General features: G+C 72.4%; 18 protein-coding genes and 1 pseudogene. 9 read left to right on the top strand and 10 right to left on the bottom strand.

The window, feature by feature from the left end:
* The 4 genes and pseudogenes from ACZ6O2_RS34805 to ACZ6O2_RS34790 all read left to right on the top strand — a co-directional run.
* A pseudogene (locus ACZ6O2_RS34805) lies at positions 1-257 on the top strand (hypothetical protein); the annotation flags it as partial.
* A 731-nt stretch (positions 258-988) separates the two neighbouring features.
* Positions 989-1,561 carry a DUF6892 domain-containing protein gene (locus ACZ6O2_RS34800; protein WP_350710288.1) on the top strand — a complete coding sequence of 191 codons (573 nt, stop codon included), beginning with the start codon at positions 989-991 and terminating at the stop codon, positions 1,559-1,561.
* Between the two features lie 594 nt (positions 1,562-2,155).
* Positions 2,156-2,314, top strand: a complete 159-nt coding sequence (locus ACZ6O2_RS34795; protein WP_357462263.1) for a hypothetical protein — start codon at positions 2,156-2,158, stop codon at positions 2,312-2,314.
* Between the two features lie 418 nt (positions 2,315-2,732).
* Positions 2,733-3,455: an AAA family ATPase gene (locus ACZ6O2_RS34790; protein WP_466025964.1), complete on the top strand. Its 723-nt coding sequence runs from the start codon at positions 2,733-2,735 to the stop codon at positions 3,453-3,455.
* On the opposite strand, the gene ACZ6O2_RS34785 is transcribed toward ACZ6O2_RS34790, so the two are convergent.
* From ACZ6O2_RS34785 to ACZ6O2_RS34740, 10 genes are read right to left on the bottom strand one after another with little or no spacing between them, the layout of a single operon-like run.
* Positions 3,441-4,451, bottom strand: coding sequence for an LLM class flavin-dependent oxidoreductase (locus ACZ6O2_RS34785; protein ID WP_466025963.1), 1,011 nt, complete (start codon positions 4,449-4,451; stop codon positions 3,441-3,443). The genes ACZ6O2_RS34790 and ACZ6O2_RS34785 overlap by 15 nt on opposite strands.
* Positions 4,448-4,774 carry a TIGR04076 family protein gene (locus ACZ6O2_RS34780; RefSeq protein ID WP_350710284.1) on the bottom strand — a complete coding sequence of 109 codons (327 nt, stop codon included), beginning with the start codon at positions 4,772-4,774 and terminating at the stop codon, positions 4,448-4,450. The genes ACZ6O2_RS34785 and ACZ6O2_RS34780 overlap by 4 nt, the downstream gene beginning before the upstream one ends.
* Positions 4,771-5,148 carry a nuclear transport factor 2 family protein gene (locus ACZ6O2_RS34775; protein ID WP_466025962.1) on the bottom strand — a complete coding sequence of 126 codons (378 nt, stop codon included), beginning with the start codon at positions 5,146-5,148 and terminating at the stop codon, positions 4,771-4,773. Before ACZ6O2_RS34775 ends, ACZ6O2_RS34780 begins: the two co-directional genes overlap by 4 nt.
* A 45-nt stretch (positions 5,149-5,193) precedes the next feature.
* A complete protein-coding gene (locus ACZ6O2_RS34770) occupies positions 5,194-6,840 on the bottom strand; it encodes a DUF885 domain-containing protein (protein WP_466025961.1) in 1,647 nt (548 codons plus the stop codon).
* A complete protein-coding gene (locus tag ACZ6O2_RS34765; protein ID WP_466025960.1) occupies positions 6,837-8,075 on the bottom strand; it encodes an amidohydrolase family protein in 1,239 nt (412 codons plus the stop codon). The genes ACZ6O2_RS34770 and ACZ6O2_RS34765 overlap by 4 nt, the downstream gene beginning before the upstream one ends.
* A gap of 10 nt (positions 8,076-8,085) precedes the next feature.
* The gene (locus ACZ6O2_RS34760) at positions 8,086-9,069 is read right to left on the bottom strand and encodes an ABC transporter ATP-binding protein (protein WP_466025959.1); all 984 of its coding nucleotides are present in this window, start codon (positions 9,067-9,069) and stop codon (positions 8,086-8,088) included.
* Complete coding sequence (locus tag ACZ6O2_RS34755; protein ID WP_466025958.1) at positions 9,066-10,043, bottom strand: ABC transporter ATP-binding protein; 978 nt, start codon at positions 10,041-10,043, stop codon at positions 9,066-9,068. Before ACZ6O2_RS34755 ends, ACZ6O2_RS34760 begins: the two co-directional genes overlap by 4 nt.
* A 2-nt stretch (positions 10,044-10,045) precedes the next feature.
* Positions 10,046-10,963, bottom strand: a complete 918-nt coding sequence (locus tag ACZ6O2_RS34750; RefSeq protein ID WP_350710275.1) for an ABC transporter permease — start codon at positions 10,961-10,963, stop codon at positions 10,046-10,048.
* Positions 10,960-12,048, bottom strand: a complete 1,089-nt coding sequence (locus tag ACZ6O2_RS34745) for an ABC transporter permease (protein ID WP_350710273.1) — start codon at positions 12,046-12,048, stop codon at positions 10,960-10,962. Before ACZ6O2_RS34745 ends, ACZ6O2_RS34750 begins: the two co-directional genes overlap by 4 nt.
* 7 nt (positions 12,049-12,055) lie before the next feature.
* On the bottom strand, positions 12,056-13,663 hold the full coding sequence (locus ACZ6O2_RS34740; RefSeq protein ID WP_350710272.1) for an ABC transporter substrate-binding protein: 1,608 nt from the start codon (positions 13,661-13,663) through the stop codon (positions 12,056-12,058).
* A gap of 299 nt (positions 13,664-13,962) precedes the next feature.
* Between ACZ6O2_RS34740 and ACZ6O2_RS34735 the strand changes: the two genes are divergently transcribed.
* The 5 genes from ACZ6O2_RS34735 (at position 13,963) to ACZ6O2_RS34715 (ending at position 18,444) form a co-directional block, all read left to right on the top strand.
* Complete coding sequence (locus ACZ6O2_RS34735; RefSeq protein ID WP_350710270.1) at positions 13,963-14,499, top strand: helix-turn-helix domain-containing protein; 537 nt, start codon at positions 13,963-13,965, stop codon at positions 14,497-14,499.
* 73 nt (positions 14,500-14,572) lie between these two features.
* A complete protein-coding gene (locus ACZ6O2_RS34730; RefSeq protein ID WP_466025957.1) occupies positions 14,573-15,493 on the top strand; it encodes a dihydrodipicolinate synthase family protein in 921 nt (306 codons plus the stop codon).
* Positions 15,490-16,677, top strand: coding sequence for an NAD(P)/FAD-dependent oxidoreductase (locus ACZ6O2_RS34725; RefSeq protein ID WP_466025956.1), 1,188 nt, complete (start codon positions 15,490-15,492; stop codon positions 16,675-16,677). The genes ACZ6O2_RS34730 and ACZ6O2_RS34725 overlap by 4 nt, the downstream gene beginning before the upstream one ends.
* A gap of 43 nt (positions 16,678-16,720) precedes the next feature.
* Positions 16,721-16,981: a (2Fe-2S)-binding protein gene (locus tag ACZ6O2_RS34720; protein ID WP_350710265.1), complete on the top strand. Its 261-nt coding sequence runs from the start codon at positions 16,721-16,723 to the stop codon at positions 16,979-16,981.
* Positions 16,978-18,444 carry an FAD/NAD(P)-dependent oxidoreductase gene (locus tag ACZ6O2_RS34715; RefSeq protein ID WP_466025955.1) on the top strand — a complete coding sequence of 489 codons (1,467 nt, stop codon included), beginning with the start codon at positions 16,978-16,980 and terminating at the stop codon, positions 18,442-18,444. The genes ACZ6O2_RS34720 and ACZ6O2_RS34715 overlap by 4 nt, the downstream gene beginning before the upstream one ends.
* Positions 18,445-18,844 lie beyond the last annotated feature (400 nt).

The following is an 18,844-nucleotide window of genomic DNA, read 5'->3' as shown; positions in this document are numbered from 1 at the left end:
ACCTTGGAGTCGACGCGAACGGGAACCTCTGGTACTACCCGCACAGCGGAGCCGGCCTCGCCAACCCGGTCAGGATCGGACACGGCTGGGCGACCTTCAAGCACGTGATGGCTGCGGACTGGAGCGGTGACGGTGCCGCCGACGTCCTTGGAGTCGACGCGAACGGGAACCTCTGGTACTACCCGCACAGCGGAGCCGGCCTCGCCAACCCGGTCAGGATCGGACACGGCTGGGCGACCTTCATACACGTCATGTGACGTAACCACTCACCAGGGCGGGTCGGCCCAGGCACCAGACACGGTGCCCCGGCCGACCCGCCGACAAGGCACCTCTCGGCTATTCCCTAACAACTCCTAGCCACCAGACCCGTTCTCGCGTAGCGCTTTCCGGCGATGAGGCAGCACCCATGGCCGTCACGTCCGGGGGAGTGGTGTAGGAGCTGACCTGCTACGGCGTGCCGCCGAGATAGACGCGGGTCATCGCGTGAGTCTCTGTGTGCACGACCAAGAACACGCAATCGTGACGGCTGCGATCGTGGCCCGCGACAAGTCTCCAGATCAAGCATCCGCGCACATCGTCGCCGCGCTGTTCGGGATCGGCAGGGCCTGCCTGGTCTAGCAGGGCGGGCGCGAGCACCGCGGCCTGTGGTGGATCGCCGCCGGCGTCCTCGCCCTCGGCGCAAATTCGTCGCCACCTCCAGCAGCGAGCACACGCAAAAGACGAATATGGGCGGTTGCCAGTCCATTCACGATGGTTGTCCGCCCGCCGAGACGTCGGCGCGGCCCCACCGCCCACGAACGCCACACAGGGTCATCCCCGCCGCCGTCGGCGTCCTCTACCTCATCCGCATCGTCATCTCCGCACGACGCCCAAAGCGACGCCGGGAGAACTCCAAGTCGGTGAGATGACCTGCACGAGTGACCTGAACGACCGTGCCAGGGCTCCCCGATCTCCTAAGCCAAGCCGGTAACAAGATACGGTCGGGATCATGACCCTCATCTTTGCCGATCTCGGCCTGCACCTGGGCGTCCTGGACGCCCTGCTGGATGACGCGATCGCCGCCGACGACCTCAAGGCGCTCATCGAGTCGACCGGCCCCGATGGCCCGGAGGACGGCTACCCAGGTCCAGGCCCGCGCCTGGAGGCGTCACTAGAGCTGTTACATGCCGTCGCGGTGCCGTCGGCCGAGGCTGCAGCGATCACCCACTTGCAGTTCGACGGCGGCAGCGACATCTACATGCTGATCGAGCAGACCCTGGACATCGACACCGGCGGCGAGTCCGACGACTACAACGTGACGTCGCTGGAGGGCATTCACGCACTGTCCAGCCTGCGGTCCCTCGACCTGGACGGCCACGGCTACCGTCGAGGGCCGTTGGAGCTGACCCCGCTTTCCGGCCACCCGGCCCTGTCGGAACTGGTACTGACCGGGAAATGCACGGGAGCGGCGGCGCTGGAGTCGCTGCCTGCGCTACACACCCTCGACGTCTCGCTGGCACACCTCGACGACCCCGATGTCCTGACCCGCTTGGAGGCCCGCGGAACGACGGTCCACCGTTGACCGTGCCACAGCAGAGGCCGTTGCCCCACAGAGGCCGGGAGCCCTGGGTGGGAGAGCAGTTTGGTGCCCGACGCCCACTGCCTCGGCGCGACCGACGCGCCCCCAACCGCATACATCTGCGGCTGTCGGCTCCGCCTGAAAACTGACCCCGTGGTTCCGGGTGGGTCATTACAACCTGGTCACCTCCGTGGTCGACGGCGGCACGGCGAGCGGCGGCAGCGTCGTCCAGGTAGTGCCCAAACCCTGAGCGTCGGGGCTCGTGTCCCCATCTGCGTCAGGCAACCGACCGGCCTGGGGATTGGAAGAAGATCGCGGAGGGCTGGTCCGGTGGTGGCGCTCCTGGTCAGCCCGTCCGTCGTTGTCGGGCAGCGTCGGCGCCAGCGGGCGGGCTTGGCTGTATGGATGGCTGTACAGCCAACCTGGCAGGTGGCCTGGTTAGGCGATCGGAGGGGTGGGCCGTTCTCATCCTGAGTAGCCGGCGTCCTATGCAGCCTGCGGCTGCTGGACGACGAACAATCGCCGCAGGTCCTGCGCGCCGAGCACGCACACCTGGTCATCTGGTCATCCCTGTGGCCGAAGCGGCCGGATGCCCAGGTGCGTTTCGACCTGGAGTCCGACGGCAGAGAAGGCACGCAGCTGCGCTGGACGCTGCTGGTCGCCGAGCCCCTACCCGACCCGTCGCTCCTCGGGCATCTCCGCAAGCGGCTCAACGAACTGATCAATGCGAATCTGCGCTGCACCTTCGGGCAGTAGCCACTCGGATGAGCAGATCCGGGCCGGTCCCCACCGGCGGGTGACTCGTAGTCCGACGACTCGCCGCTCAATCCCGGTCGGGTCTGTCCGGGGCTGGTCCTGGGACCGAGCGTGGCGTCGTTGACGCTCCTGTCGACGAGTCGAGCGGCGACCCGATCGGCTTGGAGCTTGTCGGAGTCGACGAGGAGCCGGACGTGACGCAGCTTGGCTTCCGAGTACGCGGGCGGACGGGACCGTGAGTAGCCGGTAGGTAGCCACTGGTTGGGCGGCGGGCTTGACCGCTTTGGGACTGTCGGGCACCGTGCGGGGGAACGGCGGAGCCGCTGCTGAGGGGCCATGAGTGCTTCGGCCTTGACGATGTCGGCGTTGACCGCTGTCGACGGAATCGTGCCTGAGGCGGAATGCTGCGGAGGTCGAGGTGACGGCGAGTACCGAACGACGTCGACGGCCGGCGGGCCGTTCGACGACGACGCCCGCGCTGGTCGGCCGCGACGACGCGTTCAGCAAGGTGACAGGCGCCCTCGCGGGTGGCTCGGCGCTCGTGGTGGTGGAGGGCGAGGCAGGGATAGGTAAGACCCGCCTGCTGCGCGAGGTCCTGGCGGCGCTCGACGGCCCGCCTTCGGCTGCCAACCGTGTGCTGCTCGCGACCTGTCCACAGGTGCCCGAGCCGGCCCCGCTGGGTGCCGTGGTGGCCGGCATCCGGAGCCTGGCACCGAACCCGGACACCCATGGCATGAGTGCGCTGGGCGGCGCTCTGCGGCCGCTCTTCCCGGAGTGGTCGCAAGATCTCCCGCCCGCGCCGGAGCCGCTGGACGACCCGTCCGCGGTCCGGCATGTGCTGTTTCGAGCGTTGTCCGAGCTCGTCGACCGTCTCGGGGTGACGATTCTCGTCCTCGAGGACGTCCACTGGGCCGACACCGACCTGGGGCTGAGCCTCGGCGACCGGGCCCGTCGAAGGATCCCGGCGATCCCTCGACGGGCCTGCTTCCTGTGGGGGCGTCGAACTTCTCCAGGAGTGCGACCTCGCCACGTCCTCCGCCGTCCATCCGGAAGACCTCGCGCTGGCGGGGGAACGGAGAAGCCCGTGGCGGGGGCGGGCCGGTCGATGCCCACCCCCGCCACGGCGTCACCCCCGCAGTAGCGGCAGCACCCGGCGGCCGAGCAGGTCGACACCGCCCGTCGGGGTCAGACCGTGCGGGGTGCCGAACTCCACCCGGGTGGCCCCGGCATCGAACACCGCCGCGGCCTGCGCCGCGACGTGTTCCGGGGTGCCGGAGAAGGCGAACAGGTCGAGCAGGTCCCCGCTGATCAGCGCGCCGGCGAGGTCGTGTTCCTGGCGGGCGACGTGCTGCTGGATCCGCGACAGCAGCTCAGGATCGATGTCGACGTTCGGGTCGAGGGCGGCGACCACGGCGAGGTACATGGCCACCTCCGTACGGGCCACCCGACGGGCAAGCGCGCCGTCCTCGTCCACCACGGTCACGGCGCCGAGCACCACGCCGACCTGGTCACCGACCCGATTGGCGGGCGCGGCGTCGTCCAGCCAGGCCCGCATCGTCTTGGCCATCGCCGGGTTGGCCGAACCGCCAACCTTGATCTCCGAGGCGAACGCGGCGGCCGTCCGGGCGGTCTGCTGACCCCACGTCCCCACCAGGACGGGCACGTCGGCGCGGACCGGGGCGTAGCGCAGGGCGGTACCGGGCGCCACGGTGAACTCCCGGCCCTGGAAGCCCCCGTCGTCGCGGGACAACAGCAGCCGGACCACGTCGACGGTTTCGGTGATCCGCCGCAGCGGCCGGGCCTGCGGCACCGCGATCTGATCCAGCCAGGTGCCCCGGGCCAGCCCGAGGTAGGCCCGCCCGTTCGACGCCAGGTCCAGCGCCGCGACCTGCCCGGCGATCTCCACCGGATGCATGGTGAACGGGTTGAGGCAGGCCGACCCGAGCCGGATCCGTCGGGTGTGCCGCGCGGCCACCAGCAGCGGGAAGAACGGCGGCTGGTACATCAGGTCACCGAAGACCGACAGCACGTCGAAACCGTGCCCCTCGGCGAGCTCGGCCAGCGCGGCGTACTCGTCGGCGCTCTTGTCGGACTGGAGTCCGATGCCGACCAGCCGGCGTCCTTCGTCGGTGCTCACGTGAGTTCTCCAGTCGGGATCTGTCGCCGGGCGGTCCGCTCGATCCGCAGGATGACCCGCTCGTCCGGATCCGGGCAGGCCACGTGGCAGTCCTGGGCCAGCCAGTCCTCCGGCGGCAACGGACGTTGCTTGGCCGGCAGCAGCGGCAGGCACGCCGCGAGGGCGTAGAGGCAGAAGTGCCGGCCGGCGGGGATGGTGAGCCGGCTCGACTCGGTCAGGTCGATGTGGTCGCCCGGCTGGAGGCCGCAGACGGAGCGGCCCTCGATCCGTTCCACCACGACCCGCAGGTCGTACAGGTCGGTGACCGGTTCCTCGGCGCTCATCGGAGGGCCTCAGCGTGGTGGTGCACGATCCGCCAGCCCCGCTCGTCGCGGCGCAGCACGTCCGTCACCCGGAAACAGTCGTCCGGCTGCCCGGTCGCGTACCGGGCCCGCAGGACGTAGCGGACCAGGCCCGTGTCCTCCCACGCCTCGGCCCGGAACTGCTCGGGGGCGACCGAGGTCGGGGGCGCGGCCGGTCCCCGGTCCGCCGCCCGGCGGTCCCGCAGGTCGTCCAGGGCGGCCAGACCGTCCAGCAGGTCGGGTGCGTCGGACTCCCAGATCGTCAGTTCGGGGTGCAGCCGGGCGTCGAACGCCGCCCGGTCGCTTAACGACCGGTACATGTCGGTGATGGCGGCGGTGAGATCGTCAACGGTCATCGGGGCTCGCTTCCGGTCGGGGCGGACGGGGGTGTCGGGGGTGGATCAGGAGAGCTCGGCGAGGCGGGCGCGCAGCGGATCGAGCCCCATCGGCCCGAGCCGCAGGGCCCGCTGGTGGAACCGCTTGCGGTCGAACCCGGCGCCCTCGCGCCGTTCGACCTCCCGGCGGGCCTGCTGCCAGAGCCGCGCCCCTGCCTTGAAGGCCAACGCCTGCGCCGGCCAGCCGAGGTACCGGTCGACCTCGAACCGCGCGGTCGCCGGGTCCAGCCCGGCGACGCGGACCAGGAAGTCCACGGCCAGCTCGGGGGTCCACCGGCGCGCGTCGGTGAAGCCGGTCCCGGCCGGGATCGGCACGTCCAGGTGCAGGCCGAGGTCGATGACCACCCGGGCGGCGCGCCACATCTGCCCGTCGAGCATCCCGAGCCGCTCGGCGGGACCGGCGTAGAGGCCGAGCTCGTCGGCGAGGCGTTCGGCGTAGTGCGCCCAGCCCTCGGCGTACCCGTGCACCTGGCACAGCGACCGCTGCCACGGGTGCAGGTCGACGGTGGTGAGGGTGATCGCGTGCTGGAGGTGGTGCCCGGGCAGCCCCTCGTGGCACAGCGTCCCGACGTGCCGCCACACCGGCACCGTCGACTCGCCGGGGGGCGTCGACCACCAGATCCCGCCCGGGCGCGTCAACCCGGCGTCGGGCGGGGTGTAGTACATGACCCCGGAGGAGGCGGGGCTGATCCGGCACACCACCCGGCGGGTGGCGGCCGGGATGTCGAAGTGCGGGCCGTCCAGGGCGTCGGTGAGCCGCTCGGTGCGCCCCCGCAACCACTCCTCCAGCTCGGGCCCGACCGGCACCCGGCCGGCGGGGTCAGCGTCCAGCCCGGCCCGTGCGCCCGCCACGTCCGGGTACCCGAGCTCGGCGGCGACCGCGCGCTGCTCGGCGGCGGTCCGGGCCAGCTCCTCCCAGCCGTACGCGTACAGCTCGTCCAGGTCGACGGTCGCGCCGAGGAAGCTGCGCGCGGTGACGGCGTACAGGTCGCGGCCGACGCCGTCGACGTCGGTGGCCCGTGGCGCCAGCTCGGTACGCAGGAACGCGGCGAAGTCCGCCGTCGCGGCGGCGGCCGAGCGGGCCCCGGCGGCCAGCTCCCCGGCCAGCGGCCCGTCCGGACACCCGGCCACCAGCCGGCCGTAGAAGTCGTCGGAGGTGACCCAGGCGGTGCACTGGTCGGCGACCGCCAGCACCTGCCGGCGGGCGACCATGTGCCCCCGCCGGGCCGACCAGCGCAGCGTCTCGGCGTACTGGCCGAGGGCCGTGGGCACCCGGCGCAGGTGCGCGGCGACGACCGCCCAGTCCTGCGCGGTGTTGCGGGGCAGGTTGTCGAAGACCTGCCGGACCAGGTGCACCGGCGTCGCCAGCGGGGCGAGCAGCCGGGTGGTGAAGCCCGCGTCGTAGAGATCGACCTCGCTGGCCAGCCGGTCGATCAGCGCGCCGGCGAGGGCCCGCTGGGCCGTGCCGTCGACACCGGCGCCGTGCGCCGCCGTGGCGGTGCTGCGGGCCAGCTCCGCGCGGGCGGCGAAGCCGTCGGGGGAGAGGTCCGCGAAGCGCGATCCGGGGGTACGACCCGCCGCCTCGGCGGCCTCCGGATCCAGTCCGGCGAGCACGTCTAGGTACCGGTCGGCGACCTCGGTGATCGTCGTCATCGGGCGACGCCGAGGCGGCCGTGGTCGTCCCGGTAGCCGACACCGCCCTTGAGCACCGTGTGCAGGGTGCGCAGCGCGGACACCGAGCGGGTGGGGTCGTCGCGCAGGACCAGCAGGTCGGCGTGCTTGCCCACCTCGACGCTGCCGAGCGTGTCGGCCTGGCCCAGCCACTGCGCGGGGCGGATGGTGGCGGACTTCAGGGCGTCGGCGACGGGCATCCCGGCGTCCACCATGAACTCCAGCTCGCGTACGGTCGCGGTCGTCTCGTCGTAGCCGGCGTGCGGCGGCATGTCGCTGCCCAGGGCGATCGGCACCCCGTTGCGGATGGCGTGCTGGAGGCTCTCCCAGTGCCGGGGCCCGGCGGCCAGGGCGCGGTCCATCAGCCAGCCCGGCACGCCGGAGTCGCGGAAGAACTGCTCGCAGCGGCTGACCACGATGGTCGGGACGTACCAGACGTCCCGCTCGGCCATCAGGCGGGTGACCTCGTCGGTCAGCTCGTAGCCGTGCTCGACGCAGTCCAGCCCGAGTTCGACGGCGCGGCGCACCGACTCGGCGGGCCCGGCGTGCGCGGTGACCTTGCGACCCCAGTCGTGCGCCACCCGGATGACCGCCGCCAGCTCGTCGTCGAGTAGCTGGGGGGTGTCGATCGACTCGAACTCGCCGGCGATGCCGCCGGAGATGCACACCTTGATCAGGTCGGCGCCGGCCCGGATCTGCTGCCGGGTGAGCCGGCGGAAGCCGTCGGCCCCGTCGGCCTCCAGGGCGTCGGCCTCCCAGCCGTGCCCGCCCGTGCAGCAGAGGGCGTGCCCGGCGGTGAAGATCCGCGGGCCGTCCACCGCGCCGCGTTCAATGCCCTTGCGCAGGGCGAAGTCGGCGTACCGGCTCTCGCCGACGAGCCGGGCGGTGGTGACGCCGGAGTGCAGGGTCCGGCGCGCCGAGTCGGCCATCAGCAGCACCAGCTCGGCGAGGTTCGACCGGTGCACCTCGTCGCCGAAATGGCCGGGCAGGCCGAGCGACAGGTGCACGTGCATGTTGGTCAGGCCCGGCATGACGTGGTCGCCGTGCAGGTCGACCACCCGGGCGTCGCCCGCCTCGGTGAGGACGTCGTCGACCGGCCCGACCGCGCGGATCGTGCCGTCGGCGCCGATCCAGATGCCCTGGTCGCGCTGGAGGTCGTCCCGGACGCCGTCGTAGAGCGCGAGGTTGACCAGGACCTGTTCGGTGGGGATGTGCATGCGGTGTCCTCTACGCGGCGGGCACGGCGGCCGGGGCCACCGTGGGGTCGTTGAGCCAGCAGGCGGCGGTGCGGCCGCCGAGGTCGAGCGTGGGCGGCTGCTCGCCGCACGGCCCGAAGGCGTGCGGGCAGCGCGGCCGGAACCGGCAGCCCGCCGGGGCGTGCGCGGGGTCGGGCACCTCCCCGGCGAGGGTCCTGGGCAGCTGCGGCCGTGCCGAGATCTGCGGCACCGCGTCGATCAACGCCCGGCTGTACGGGTGCCGGGGCGAGGACCACAACTGACGGGTGGGCGCGGTCTCGACGATCCGGCCCAGGTACATCACCGCCGTGACGTCGGCGATCTCGTGCACCAGGGACAGGTCGTGCGAGATGAACAGCATGCCCATGTCCAGGTCCCGGACCAGCCCGACGAGCAGGTTGACCACCTGCGCCTGCGACGACGCGTCCAGCGCGGTGACCGGCTCGTCCGCGATGATCATCCGGGGTTCCGGCGCCAGCGCCCGGGCGATAGCGAGCCGCTGCCGCTGGCCGCCGGAGAACTGGTGCGGGTACCGCTCTGCGGCCCCGGCCGGCATGCCGACCCGGTCCAGCAGGTCGGCGACCCTCGCCCGGCGGGCGGCGCCGGTCACCGTGTCCGGCACCCCGTCGAGGAGTTGGGCGCCGATGGTGCGCCGGGGGTTCAGCGACGCGTACGGATTCTGGAAGACCATCTGGAGCCCGACCTCCGGCACCGGTCGGCGCCGCCAGCCGAGCGGGGTGATCGGGCGGCCGGCGAACCGGATCGTCCCGGCGCTCGGCGCGGCCAGCCCGACCGCCACCCGGGCCAGCGACGACTTGCCGCAGCCGGACTCGCCGACCAGGCCGACGATCTGGCCGGGCGCCACCTCCAGGCTCACCCCTGCCACGGCCCGGACCGGCCCCCGGCCGCGCGGCTTGTACTCCACCTCGACGTCGCTGATCTCGAGCAGGTTGCCCGACCCGACCGGCTCGTTCATGCCGCCACCTCCAGGTGCGGACGGACCACGCAGGCCACCGACCGGTCGGTGCCGACGGGGGACAGCGGGGGAGGCGCGGTGTCGCAGGACGGCTCGGCGTACCCGCACCGGGGTTGGAACGGACATCCGGGCGGCGCCTGCCCCGGCGTCGGCGGCCCGCCCGGGATGGGACGCAGCGTGCCGACGGCCTGGGTGCCGTGCGGGCGGGCGCCGAGCAGCGCGGCCGTGTACGGGTGGCGCGGCGCGGTGAGCAGCGCTCCGGTGGGGCCGGTCTCCACCACCCGCCCGGCGTAGAAGACGTACCCGCGGGTGGTGAGCGCGCTGAGCACCCCGAGGTCGTGGGTGATGAAGGCGACGGCCAGCCCGGTCTCGGCGCGCAACTGGTCCAGCAGCGCGAGGATGCCGGCCTGCACCGTCACGTCGAGCGCGGTGGTCGGCTCGTCGGCGATCAGCAGCCGGGGGCGGGCGGCGAGGGCGATCGCGATGGCCGCCCGCTGCCGCATGCCGCCGGAGAACTGGTGCGGGTACGCCCGCACCGCCCGCTGCGGGTCGGGGATGCGGACCTGGTCGAGCAGTTCCACCGCCCGCCGGTCCGCCGCCCGCCGGTCCAGGCCCAGGTGGACCTGCATGTGTTCGGTCAGTTGCCGGCCCACCGTGAGCATCGGGTGCAGCGCCGCGGTGGGGTCCTGGAAGACCATCGCGATGCCGGCGCCGCGCACCTTCTGCCAGCGCCTGCTGTCCAGGCTGAGCAGTTCGGTCCCGTCGAACCGGGCCGACCCGGTGACCTTGGCACCGGCGGGCAGCAGCCCGAGCAGGGTCTGCGCGGTGAGGCTCTTGCCGCACCCGCTCTCCCCCGCGATGCCGACCATCTCGCCCTCACCGACGGTGAACGACACGTCGTGCAGGATCGGCAGCGGCCCCGTGGGGCCGGGCAGCGTGACGGCCAGGGAGTCGACTTCGAGCAACGGTCGCATTCTCAACGTCCCTTCGCGTAGCGGGGGTCGATCCGGTCGCGCAGCGCGTCGCCGAGCACGTTGAAGGCCATCACCACGGTGAGGATGGCCAGGCCGGGGAACACACTGACCCACCACATGGAGAGGTCCTGTGAGCCGAGCGCCACCATCGAGCCCCACTCGGCCGCCGGCGGGCGGGGGCCGAGGCCGAGGAAGGACAGCGCGGACAGCAGCAGCACGGCGTTGCCGAGCTCCAGGGTGGCCAGCACGATCGCCGGCCCCACGCTGTTGGGCAGGACGTCGCGGCGTAGCGCGCGGACCGGCCCGATGCCGAGCAGCCGGGCGGCGCTGAGGTAGTCCTCGCCGCGCATGGTCAGCACGGCGCTGCGGATGACCCGGGCGTAGACGGGCCAGGAGACGATGACCAGCGCGAGGACGGCGTTGCGGGTACTGGGTCCGAACGCGGCGGTCACCGCCATCGCCAGGATGATCTGCGGGAACGCGAAGACCAGGTCCGTCAGGCGCATCAGCGCCTCGTCGACGAACCGTCCCACGTAGCCGGCGACCAGGCCGAGCAGACCGCCGATCAGCAGGGCGAGCGAGACGATGGCGAGCGCGAGCGGGATCGACAGGCGGGAGCCGTGGATCACCCGGCTGAACACGTCCCGGCCGAGGGAGTCGGTGCCGAACCAGTGCGTGCCCGACGGCGGGGCGTATGCGTCCGGGCTCTGTGCCAACGGGTCGTACGGCGCGACGACCGGGGCGAACAGCGCCATCAGCAGCCACCCGCCGAGGATGACCAGGGCCGCCACGGCGATCGGCTGCCGCCAGATCGGCCGCCCGGTGGAGCGACCGCGCAGCCGGCCCAGGAACCGGCGCCGGGCCAGCGCGTCGGTCGCCTTCGGGTCGGGCGCTACGGGGTCGGGTGCGAGTGTGGTCATGACAGCCGGATCCTCGGGTCGATGAGCCCGTACAGCAGGTCGACGGCGAGGTTGACCAGCGTGTAGACCAGCGCCACGAACAGGCTGACGCCGAGGATCGCGGGCAGGTCCAGCGCCGTCGCGCTGCGGTACGCGTACTGGCCGAGGCCCGGCCAGCCGAAGATGTTCTCCACCAGCACCGTGCCGGAGAGCAGCGAGGCGAAGGCCAGACCGGAGACGGTGATCACCGGGACCAGCCCGGCCCGCAACAGGTGCCGGCGGAACACCACCCGGGCGGGCAGGCCCTTGGCGTACGCGGCCCGGATGTAGTCCTGCTGGAGCACCTCCAGCATGGACGAGCGGACGAACCGGACCAGCATCGCCACGGTCAGGCTGGTCAGCACGAGCACCGGCAGGACCAGGTGCTGGGCGGCGTCCCAGGCGACGTCCCACTGACCGGCGAGGGCGGCGTCGACGGTGTACATCCCGGTCACCGTCGGCGGCGGGCTGAAGTCGGTGGAGAGCCGGCCGCCGCTGGGCGCCAGGCCGAGCTGGTAGAAGAACACGTAGAGCACGACGAGCGACAGCCAGAACGGCGGGGTGGACAGGCCGAGCAGCGCGCCGACGCGGATCAGTTGGTCGGTGATCCGGCCGTTGCGGACCGCGGCGAGCATGCCGATCCCGGTGCCGATCAGCAGCGCCAGCACCATGGTGGGGATGGCCAGTTCCATGGTCGCCGGCACGTACTGCAACAGGTCGTCGGCCACGGTACGGCCGGTCTGCTGGGAGATGCCGAGGTCGCCCGTCAGCAGGTTGCCCAGGTACTGGAAGTACTGCACGTACAGCGGCTGGTCCAGGCCCCACTTCTCGCGGAACGCGGCCACCGTCGCGGGGTCGTTGAGCGCCTGGTCGGAGAGGTTGGCCGTGACCGGGTCGCCGGGCACCACGGTGACCAGGCCGAACGTCACGATCGTGACGCCCAGCAGCAGGCCTGCCGTGATCGCCACCCGCTTGGCCAGGAACACCAGCAGCGACCGGTGCGGCCGAGGCCGGGACGCGGTCGTGGTGACCGCGCCCGGCTTGGCGTCGTCGACTGTCGTCGTCATGAGATGGTTACTCCCGGCCGACGGCGGCCAGGTCGACCTGCCAGCCCGCGGCGGTGTAGTCGGTGCCGGTCAGGTCGCTGCTCGCCACGACGGTGGAGGAGTTGTTGGCCAGGACGACGTACGGCGAGGCGGCGTTCATCGCCCGCTGCCACTCCTGCATGGCGGTGGCCCGGGCGGCCAGGTCGAGGGTCTCGGTGACCTTCTTGCCGGCGGCCACGACGGCCGGGTCGGCCCGCTCCACCGTCCAGCCCGAGCGCAGCGCGGTGGCCTGGCCGGGGGACATGTTGTTGATCAGCGAGTCGGCGACCGGGTAGTTGAGGCTCTGCGGGGTGAACCCGAGCGCCATCTTGCCCGTACGCATCTCGTCGAGGAACGTGGTCAGCGGCTGCGGGGTCAGCTCCAGCTTGATGCCGGCCTCGGCGGCGTCGCCCTGCACCTTGGTCGCCACCGTGCCCAGGTCGACGCCCTTGTACGTGATGGCCGGGTAGTTGAACTTGACGGTGGGGTTGGTCAGCCCCGCCTCGGCGAGCAACGCCTTGGCCTTCGCCACGTCACGCTTCGACTCCTCGCCGGCGGGCAGCGCGCCCGGGTAGGCCGGGGCCACCAGCCCGGCGCCGGGGGCGGCGCCCTTGCCGTACAGCCCGGCGATGCCCTGGTAGTCGATGGAGGCCCGCAGCGCCTGGTTGAACTTCGCGTTCGAGGTGACCCCGGAGACGGCCGGGTCGGCGTTGAGGAAGAGGAAGTAGACGGTGTCCTGCATGGCGGAGGTCTTCAGCGTGTCCGGCAGACCCTCCAGCAGCTTGCCGGAGATGTCCAGCGCGATCTCGGAGCCGCCGGCCCGCTGCATGGTCAGCTTCTGGGTCTGCACGTCCATGTTGCGCAGCACGACCCGGCCGAACGCTGGCTTGGTGCCCCAGTAGTTGGGGTTGGCCTCCAGCACCACCTGCGCCGACGGGTCGTACGACTTCAGCACGTACGGGCCGCTGCCGATGGAGTTCTTGTCGAGGTACTGCTGGGCGGTGTCGGTCTTCGCGGCGTCCGCGGCGTCCGTCGCGCCGTTCTCCTTGGCGACCTTGGAGTTGACCACGCCGGTCGAGGGCATCGCGAGGACCACGGGGATGTTCGGGTCGGCGGTCGCCGAGGTGACCACCACGGTCCGCTCGTCGGTCTTGGCGACCGTGAGGCCGCTGACCATGACCGCCGGGCTGGCCTTGACGTTCTTCAGCCGGTTGAGGGAGAAGACCACGTCGTCGGCGGTCAGCGGGCTGCCGTCGGAGAACTTCACCCCCTCGCGGAGCTTGAAGGTGAAGGTCTTCGCGTCGGCGGAGGCCTCGTACGACTCGGCCAGCGCCGGGACGGGCTTGCTGACGTCCGAGCCCTTGAAGGTCAGCAGGGTGTCGTAGAGGGAGTGCACGGCGGTGAGGCCGGTCGCCTCGTAGATCCGGCCGGGGTCGAGCGTCTTGAGGACGAACGAGGTGTTGACGGTGAGGGTCTTGGCCGAACCACCGTTACCGTTTCCTCCGCTGCCGCCCGCGGTGCACGCGGTGCTGGAGGCTATGACCAGCGCCGCCAGAGCGATTGCTCCGACGCGGAGCCGGCGAGGGGACACCGACATGCTGTTCCTACCTTCGTATGGGCCGGCCCGCGCGGGACGGGCTCTGGGGGTTGTCGCGCCGACGTCGCCGGTGACGCCGAGGTCGGGGGCCGGTGTCAACCGATGGCGGCTCGCGGGGCTTCGCCCGTAGACCGTCATGAGGTTGGATGTATCCGGACGGGACTCCTGTCCGGTTCGTGCCCCGACGTCGCTTGTCTAGTTACGCCAAACACGTTCGCCTTGTGTTTGACCATGCTAGACAGAGGCGTATAGTTGCGTCAAACATTTCTAGCCACACTGTTTGGAACGAGGAAAGACGCATGCTCGGTGACCAGCTCCGCGACCTGCGCCAGCAGCACTCCCTCACGCTGCGCCAGCTCGCGGCCGCGGCCGACGTCTCGCCCGCCCTACTCAGCCAGATCGAGAACGGCGCCACAGACCCCAGCCTGGCCACCCTGCGTAAGCTCGCCAAGGTCTTCGACACCTCCATCGCAGCGCTGTTCTCCGAGCCGGACGCGCCGCTGGTGCACATCAGCCGGCCCGGCTCGCGGACCCGACTCGCCGCTCCCCCCGGGCAGATCGCCTACGACCGGCTCACCCCAGGGCGGGGCGACCTGGAAGTGCTCGAAGCCGAACTGGCACCCGGCGACTCCAGCTCCAACGAGCCGTGGGCGCACCCCTCGACCGAGTGCGCGATCGCCGTCACCGGCGAGGTCGTCGCCGAGATCGGTGGCGAGAAGTACGTGCTCAGCACCGGCGAGGCGATCACCTTCGACTCCCGGCTGCCCCACCTCTACCGCAACGCCAGCGACCAGCGGGCCCGGCTCATCATCGCGGTCACCCCACCCACCCCCTGACCCACCCGGCACGTCACCCGGCCCGCGTCGCGCACGCGGGCGGTACGACGCCGCCCGTCGAAAGGACCCCGCAGTGGACCGCGACAGCGTCGACTGGTTCGGCTACCTGCCGGCCGTCACCACCCCGTTCACCGCCACCGGCGAGCTGGACCTCGCCGCCTGGCGCGTCCAACTGGACTGGCTCGCCGCCGAGCGGCTGCACGGGATCATCGTCGGGGGCACCACGGGCGAGTGGTTTAGCCTCACCGAACAGGAACGCGCCACGCTGTTCCGGACGGCCGCCGAACGGGTTGGCGACCGCCTCACGGTGCTCGGCGGCTGCAACGCGTACACGCCGGCGGAGGCGATCCGGCACGCCGAGGCCGCCCGGGACGCCGGCCTGCACGGCATCCTGCTCACCCCGCCGCCGTACGTGGTGCCCACCCGGTCGGAGATCGTGGCCTTCTACCGGACCGTCTCCGAGGCGGTCGACCTGCCGCTCTGCGTCTACAACTGGCCCCGTGGCACCGGCGTCGACCTGGACGCCGACCTGCTGTCGGAGCTGAGCGGGCTGGACACCGTGGTGGCGGTCAAGAACTCCACCCCGGACTTCGGCGGATTCGTCCGCAGCCTCGTCGCCCTGCGCCACCGCGTGCGGTACTTCGGCATCCCCACCAACGAGGTCGGCATCGAGCTGATGACCACGATCGGTGGCGACGGGCTGATGGGTGCCGGCGCCGTGCTCGGCGCCGACCACCCCGACTTCTTCCGCGCCCTGCGCGCCGGGGACCTCGACCGGGCCCGGGTCCTCGGCGCCCGCGACCGGGTGATCATGGAAGACTGGTTCGGGCCGGACTACGGCGCCCGGTTCGGCAACGCCCAGGCGATCATGAAGTACGCGCTCACCCTGCGCGGCGTACCGGCCGGTCACGTCCGCGCGCCGCTGCTCCCGCTGACCCCCGCCGAACAGGACCGCGTCCGGGCCACCATGACCCAGCTCGAACTGCTCCCATGACTTCGTACGACACAGCGGTCATCGGCGGCGGTCTGCTCGGCTGCGCGACCGCGTGGCACCTGGCCCGCGCCGGCAACCGGGTCCTGCTCGTCGAGAAGGACCAGGTCAACCGGCACGCCTCCGGGCAGAACGCCGGCAGCCTGCACTTCCAGCTGGAGTTCCGGATGGTCGAGCACGGCGACGACGCGGCCCGCGCGGCGGCCCGCGCGCTCCCGCTGCACCTGGACGCCATGCGGGCCTGGGCCACCGTCGAGGACGAGCTCGGCGAGCGGTGCGGGGTGTCCCGCACCGGCGGGCTGATGCTCGCCGAGACCCCGGCGCAGATCGCCGTGCTAGACCGCAAGGCCGCCCTGGAACGCGAGTACGGCCTCGACGTCGCCGTGCTCTCCGGCCCGGAGCTGCGCCGGTTCGCGCCGTACCTGGCGAACACCGTGCTCGCCGCCGGTCACGTGCCCGGCGAGGGCAAGGCCAACCCCCGGCTGGTCACCCCGGCGCTGGCCCGGGCCGCCGGCCGGTACGGCGCCGTGCTGCGTACCGGCTGCCGGGTCACCGGGCTGCACCGGCGCGGCCGGCACTGGGAACTGCGCACCGGGCCCGGGCCCGGGGACACCGCCGGGGAGACCCACCTGGCCGACACGGTGGTGCTCGCCGGCGGGGTCTGGACCGCCGAGCTGGCCTCGATGGCCGACGTCCGGCTGCCGGTCTTCCCGGTCGGGTTGACGATGAGCGCCACCGCCCGCAGCCGGCCGTTCCTGCCGCACCTGATCCAGCACGTCGGCCGGCGACTGTCGATGAAGCAGACCGAGGACGGCAACGTGCTGATCGGTGGCGGATGGCCGGCCAAGCTGGTCAGCCGGGCCGGACAGGTCGACCTGGAGACCAACCCGGAGTTGCGGTACGAGTCGCTGGTCGGCAACGCCGACGCCGCCCGGGTGGTCCCGGCGGTGTTCGACCTGCCGGTGATCCGGACGTGGACGGGCATGACCACGCTCACCCCGGACCACCTGCCGTTGCTCGGCGCGGTCCCGCGCCGGCCCGGACTGTTCGTCGCCACCGGCGGCTCGGCCTTCACCCTCGGCCTCACCTACGCCCGGCTCCTCGCCGGCATGGTCGTGACCGGCGAGACCGACCGGTCGATCGAGGACTACTCACCCTCCCGCTTCGGAGCGCTGAACTTTGTCTGAACACCGCCCGTCGAACCCTTCGGACACGCCGAGGCGCACCCCGATGGGCCGACCCGAGCCGGTCACCATCGAGGTGGACGGCCGGACCGTTCCCGCCCACCCGGGCGAGTCGCTGGCCACCGCGTTGCTCGCCGCCGGTGAGCGGTCCGTCGGCACCACGCGCGGCGGTGCCCGCCGGGCGCCCTACTGCAACATGGGGATCTGCTTCGAGTGCGTCGTGACGGTGAACGACGTGCCCTGCCAGCGTTCCTGCCTGATCCGGGTGCGGGCCGGCATGCGGGTCCGCACGGCGGTGCCCCGGTGAGCGCGCCCGACGTGGTGGTGGTCGGCGCCGGCCCAGCCGGGCTGGCCGCCGCCGCCACCCTCGGCCGGCACGGCGCCGCCGTCACCGTCGTCGACGAGCAGGAGCAGCCGGGCGGGCAGATCTACCGCCAACCGCCGGCCGGGTTCACCCCGCCGGCCGGATCGTCCTCCGCCGGTCGGGCGCTCCTGGCCGAGGCCACCGCCGCTCCCGGCGTCCGGTGGCTCGCCGACACCACGGTGTGGGGCGTCCTCGGCACCCGGGCCGGCCTCGACGGGTACGCCGGCGACCAGCCCCCGCCGGGCCGCTACCGGGTCGCCACGCACGGTCCGGCCGGGGTCCGCCTGCTCGAACCCCGGGCGGTGCTGATTACCGCCGGCGCGTACGACCTGCCGGTGCCGTTTCCGGGCTGGACCCTGCCGGGAGTGCTCACGGCGGGTGGTGTGCAGACGTTCGTCAAGGCACAGGGCCTGCTGCCGGGCGGCCGGTTCGTCCTGGCCGGGGGCCACCCGCTGCTGCTGGTCGTGGCCGCCCAACTGGTTCGGGCCGGCGCCCGGGTGGTCGAGGTCGCGCTGATCCAGCGCCGCCGCGACCTCCTTCCCGGACCGGCCGGGCTGGCCGCCGTGGCGGGTGCGGGAGGCAAGATCGCCGAGGGTGTCGACGCGCTGCGCGTCCTACACCGGGCGGGCGTGCCCGTCCGGTTCGGCACGGTGGTCCGCCGCGCCGCCGGCGACCCGGACCTGACCACGGTGACCCTCGCCGAGGTCGGCCCCACGGGGCTGCCGGTGCCCGGGACCGACCGGGAGGTTCCCTGCGACGTGCTGGCGCTGGGGTACGGCTTCGTCCCCTCCGTCGAGCTGGCCCGGCAGGCCGGTTGCGCGGTGACCTGGGATTCCCCCGCAGGCGGCTGGGTGGTCCGGCACGACGAGTGGCTGCGGACCTCGGTGCCTCAGATCTCGGTGGCCGGCGAGCTGACCGGCGTCGCGGGTGCCGAGCAGGCGGAGGTCGAGGGCCGGCTCGCCGCCCTCGGCGTGCTGCGCGACCTGGGGCTGCTCGACGAGCACCGGGCCGTCACGCTGGCCCGCCCGATCCGCCGGGAGCTGCGCCGCCGGCGACGCTTCGTCACGCAGGTGCTCGACCGGTTCGCGCCGGACCGGGCGGCCCTGGGCAGCCTGGTCACCGACGACACCGTGCTCTGCCGGTGCGAGGAGGTGCGGGCCGGCGACGTGCGCCGCGCGCTGCGGGCCAATCCGCACCTCGGCACCGCGAACGCCGTGAAGCTGGTGACCCGCGCCGGGATGGGCCTGTGCCAGGGGCGGTCCTGCCAGCCGGGCCTCTGCCAGCTCATCTCCACGCTGACCGGCCGGGGGCCGGAACAGGTCGGCGCGTTCACCGCTCAGGCGCCGGTCAAGCCCGTCCCGCTGCGCGCCCTCGCGGTCGGCGACGAATTACAGTCCCACAAGTAGTTGGCATCGACCGAGGCCTCGTGATCGAGGTCTTCCGTCCGCCGGCGACGCAGATCGACGTTCGGCATACATCCAGGGGCTGCTGAAGAACGCGCCGATCCTGGGCACCGGGTACCACTACCGCAGTAGCGACGGGACAGTGCTGGTCCGAGTCACCGGCGTCGAGCATGGATGGGAGCAGGTGGCCGACTACGCGCTCGAGTGGGCGATGAGCCACGCGCGAACGTGACAGGGCTGACCAACCGCAGACAGCGGCATGTGGTCCATCCGGCGAGCGCCGTGGTGCCCGGCTGCGTCCAGGGAAATGGTGTACGACTTGCCCGTGATGGGCGTGTTGCGTAGATGAGAGACGGCCATCGCGTCGATCCTTCAAGACGACCAAGTCAGAGAAGGAAGAGAG

This window comes from Micromonospora sp. NPDC048040 (genome assembly GCF_055587185.1).
The sequence above is the reverse complement of the archived record's forward strand: the minus strand, read 5'-3'. Positions and strand labels throughout refer to the sequence as shown.

What these genes read in the sequence shown, in the direction of transcription:
- ACZ6O2_RS34800 (WP_350710288.1), top strand. Translation starts at nt 989, where the DNA reads ATGACCCTCATCTTTGCCGATCTCGGCCTGCACCTGGGCGTCCTGGAC.
- ACZ6O2_RS34780 (WP_350710284.1), bottom strand. Translation starts at nt 4,774, where the DNA reads ATGAGCGCCGAGGAACCGGTCACCGACCTGTACGACCTGCGGGTCGTG.
- ACZ6O2_RS34775 (WP_466025962.1), bottom strand. Translation starts at nt 5,148, where the DNA reads ATGACCGTTGACGATCTCACCGCCGCCATCACCGACATGTACCGGTCG.
- ACZ6O2_RS34770 (WP_466025961.1), bottom strand. Translation starts at nt 6,840, where the DNA reads ATGACGACGATCACCGAGGTCGCCGACCGGTACCTAGACGTGCTCGCC.
- ACZ6O2_RS34765 (WP_466025960.1), bottom strand. Translation starts at nt 8,075, where the DNA reads ATGCACATCCCCACCGAACAGGTCCTGGTCAACCTCGCGCTCTACGAC.
- ACZ6O2_RS34760 (WP_466025959.1), bottom strand. Translation starts at nt 9,069, where the DNA reads ATGAACGAGCCGGTCGGGTCGGGCAACCTGCTCGAGATCAGCGACGTC.
- ACZ6O2_RS34755 (WP_466025958.1), bottom strand. Translation starts at nt 10,043, where the DNA reads ATGCGACCGTTGCTCGAAGTCGACTCCCTGGCCGTCACGCTGCCCGGC.
- ACZ6O2_RS34750 (WP_350710275.1), bottom strand. Translation starts at nt 10,963, where the DNA reads ATGACCACACTCGCACCCGACCCCGTAGCGCCCGACCCGAAGGCGACC.
- ACZ6O2_RS34745 (WP_350710273.1), bottom strand. Translation starts at nt 12,048, where the DNA reads ATGACGACGACAGTCGACGACGCCAAGCCGGGCGCGGTCACCACGACC.
- ACZ6O2_RS34740 (WP_350710272.1), bottom strand. Translation starts at nt 13,663, where the DNA reads ATGTCGGTGTCCCCTCGCCGGCTCCGCGTCGGAGCAATCGCTCTGGCG.
- ACZ6O2_RS34735 (WP_350710270.1), top strand. Translation starts at nt 13,963, where the DNA reads ATGCTCGGTGACCAGCTCCGCGACCTGCGCCAGCAGCACTCCCTCACG.
- ACZ6O2_RS34725 (WP_466025956.1), top strand. Translation starts at nt 15,490, where the DNA reads ATGACTTCGTACGACACAGCGGTCATCGGCGGCGGTCTGCTCGGCTGC.
- ACZ6O2_RS34720 (WP_350710265.1), top strand. Translation starts at nt 16,721, where the DNA reads ATGGGCCGACCCGAGCCGGTCACCATCGAGGTGGACGGCCGGACCGTT.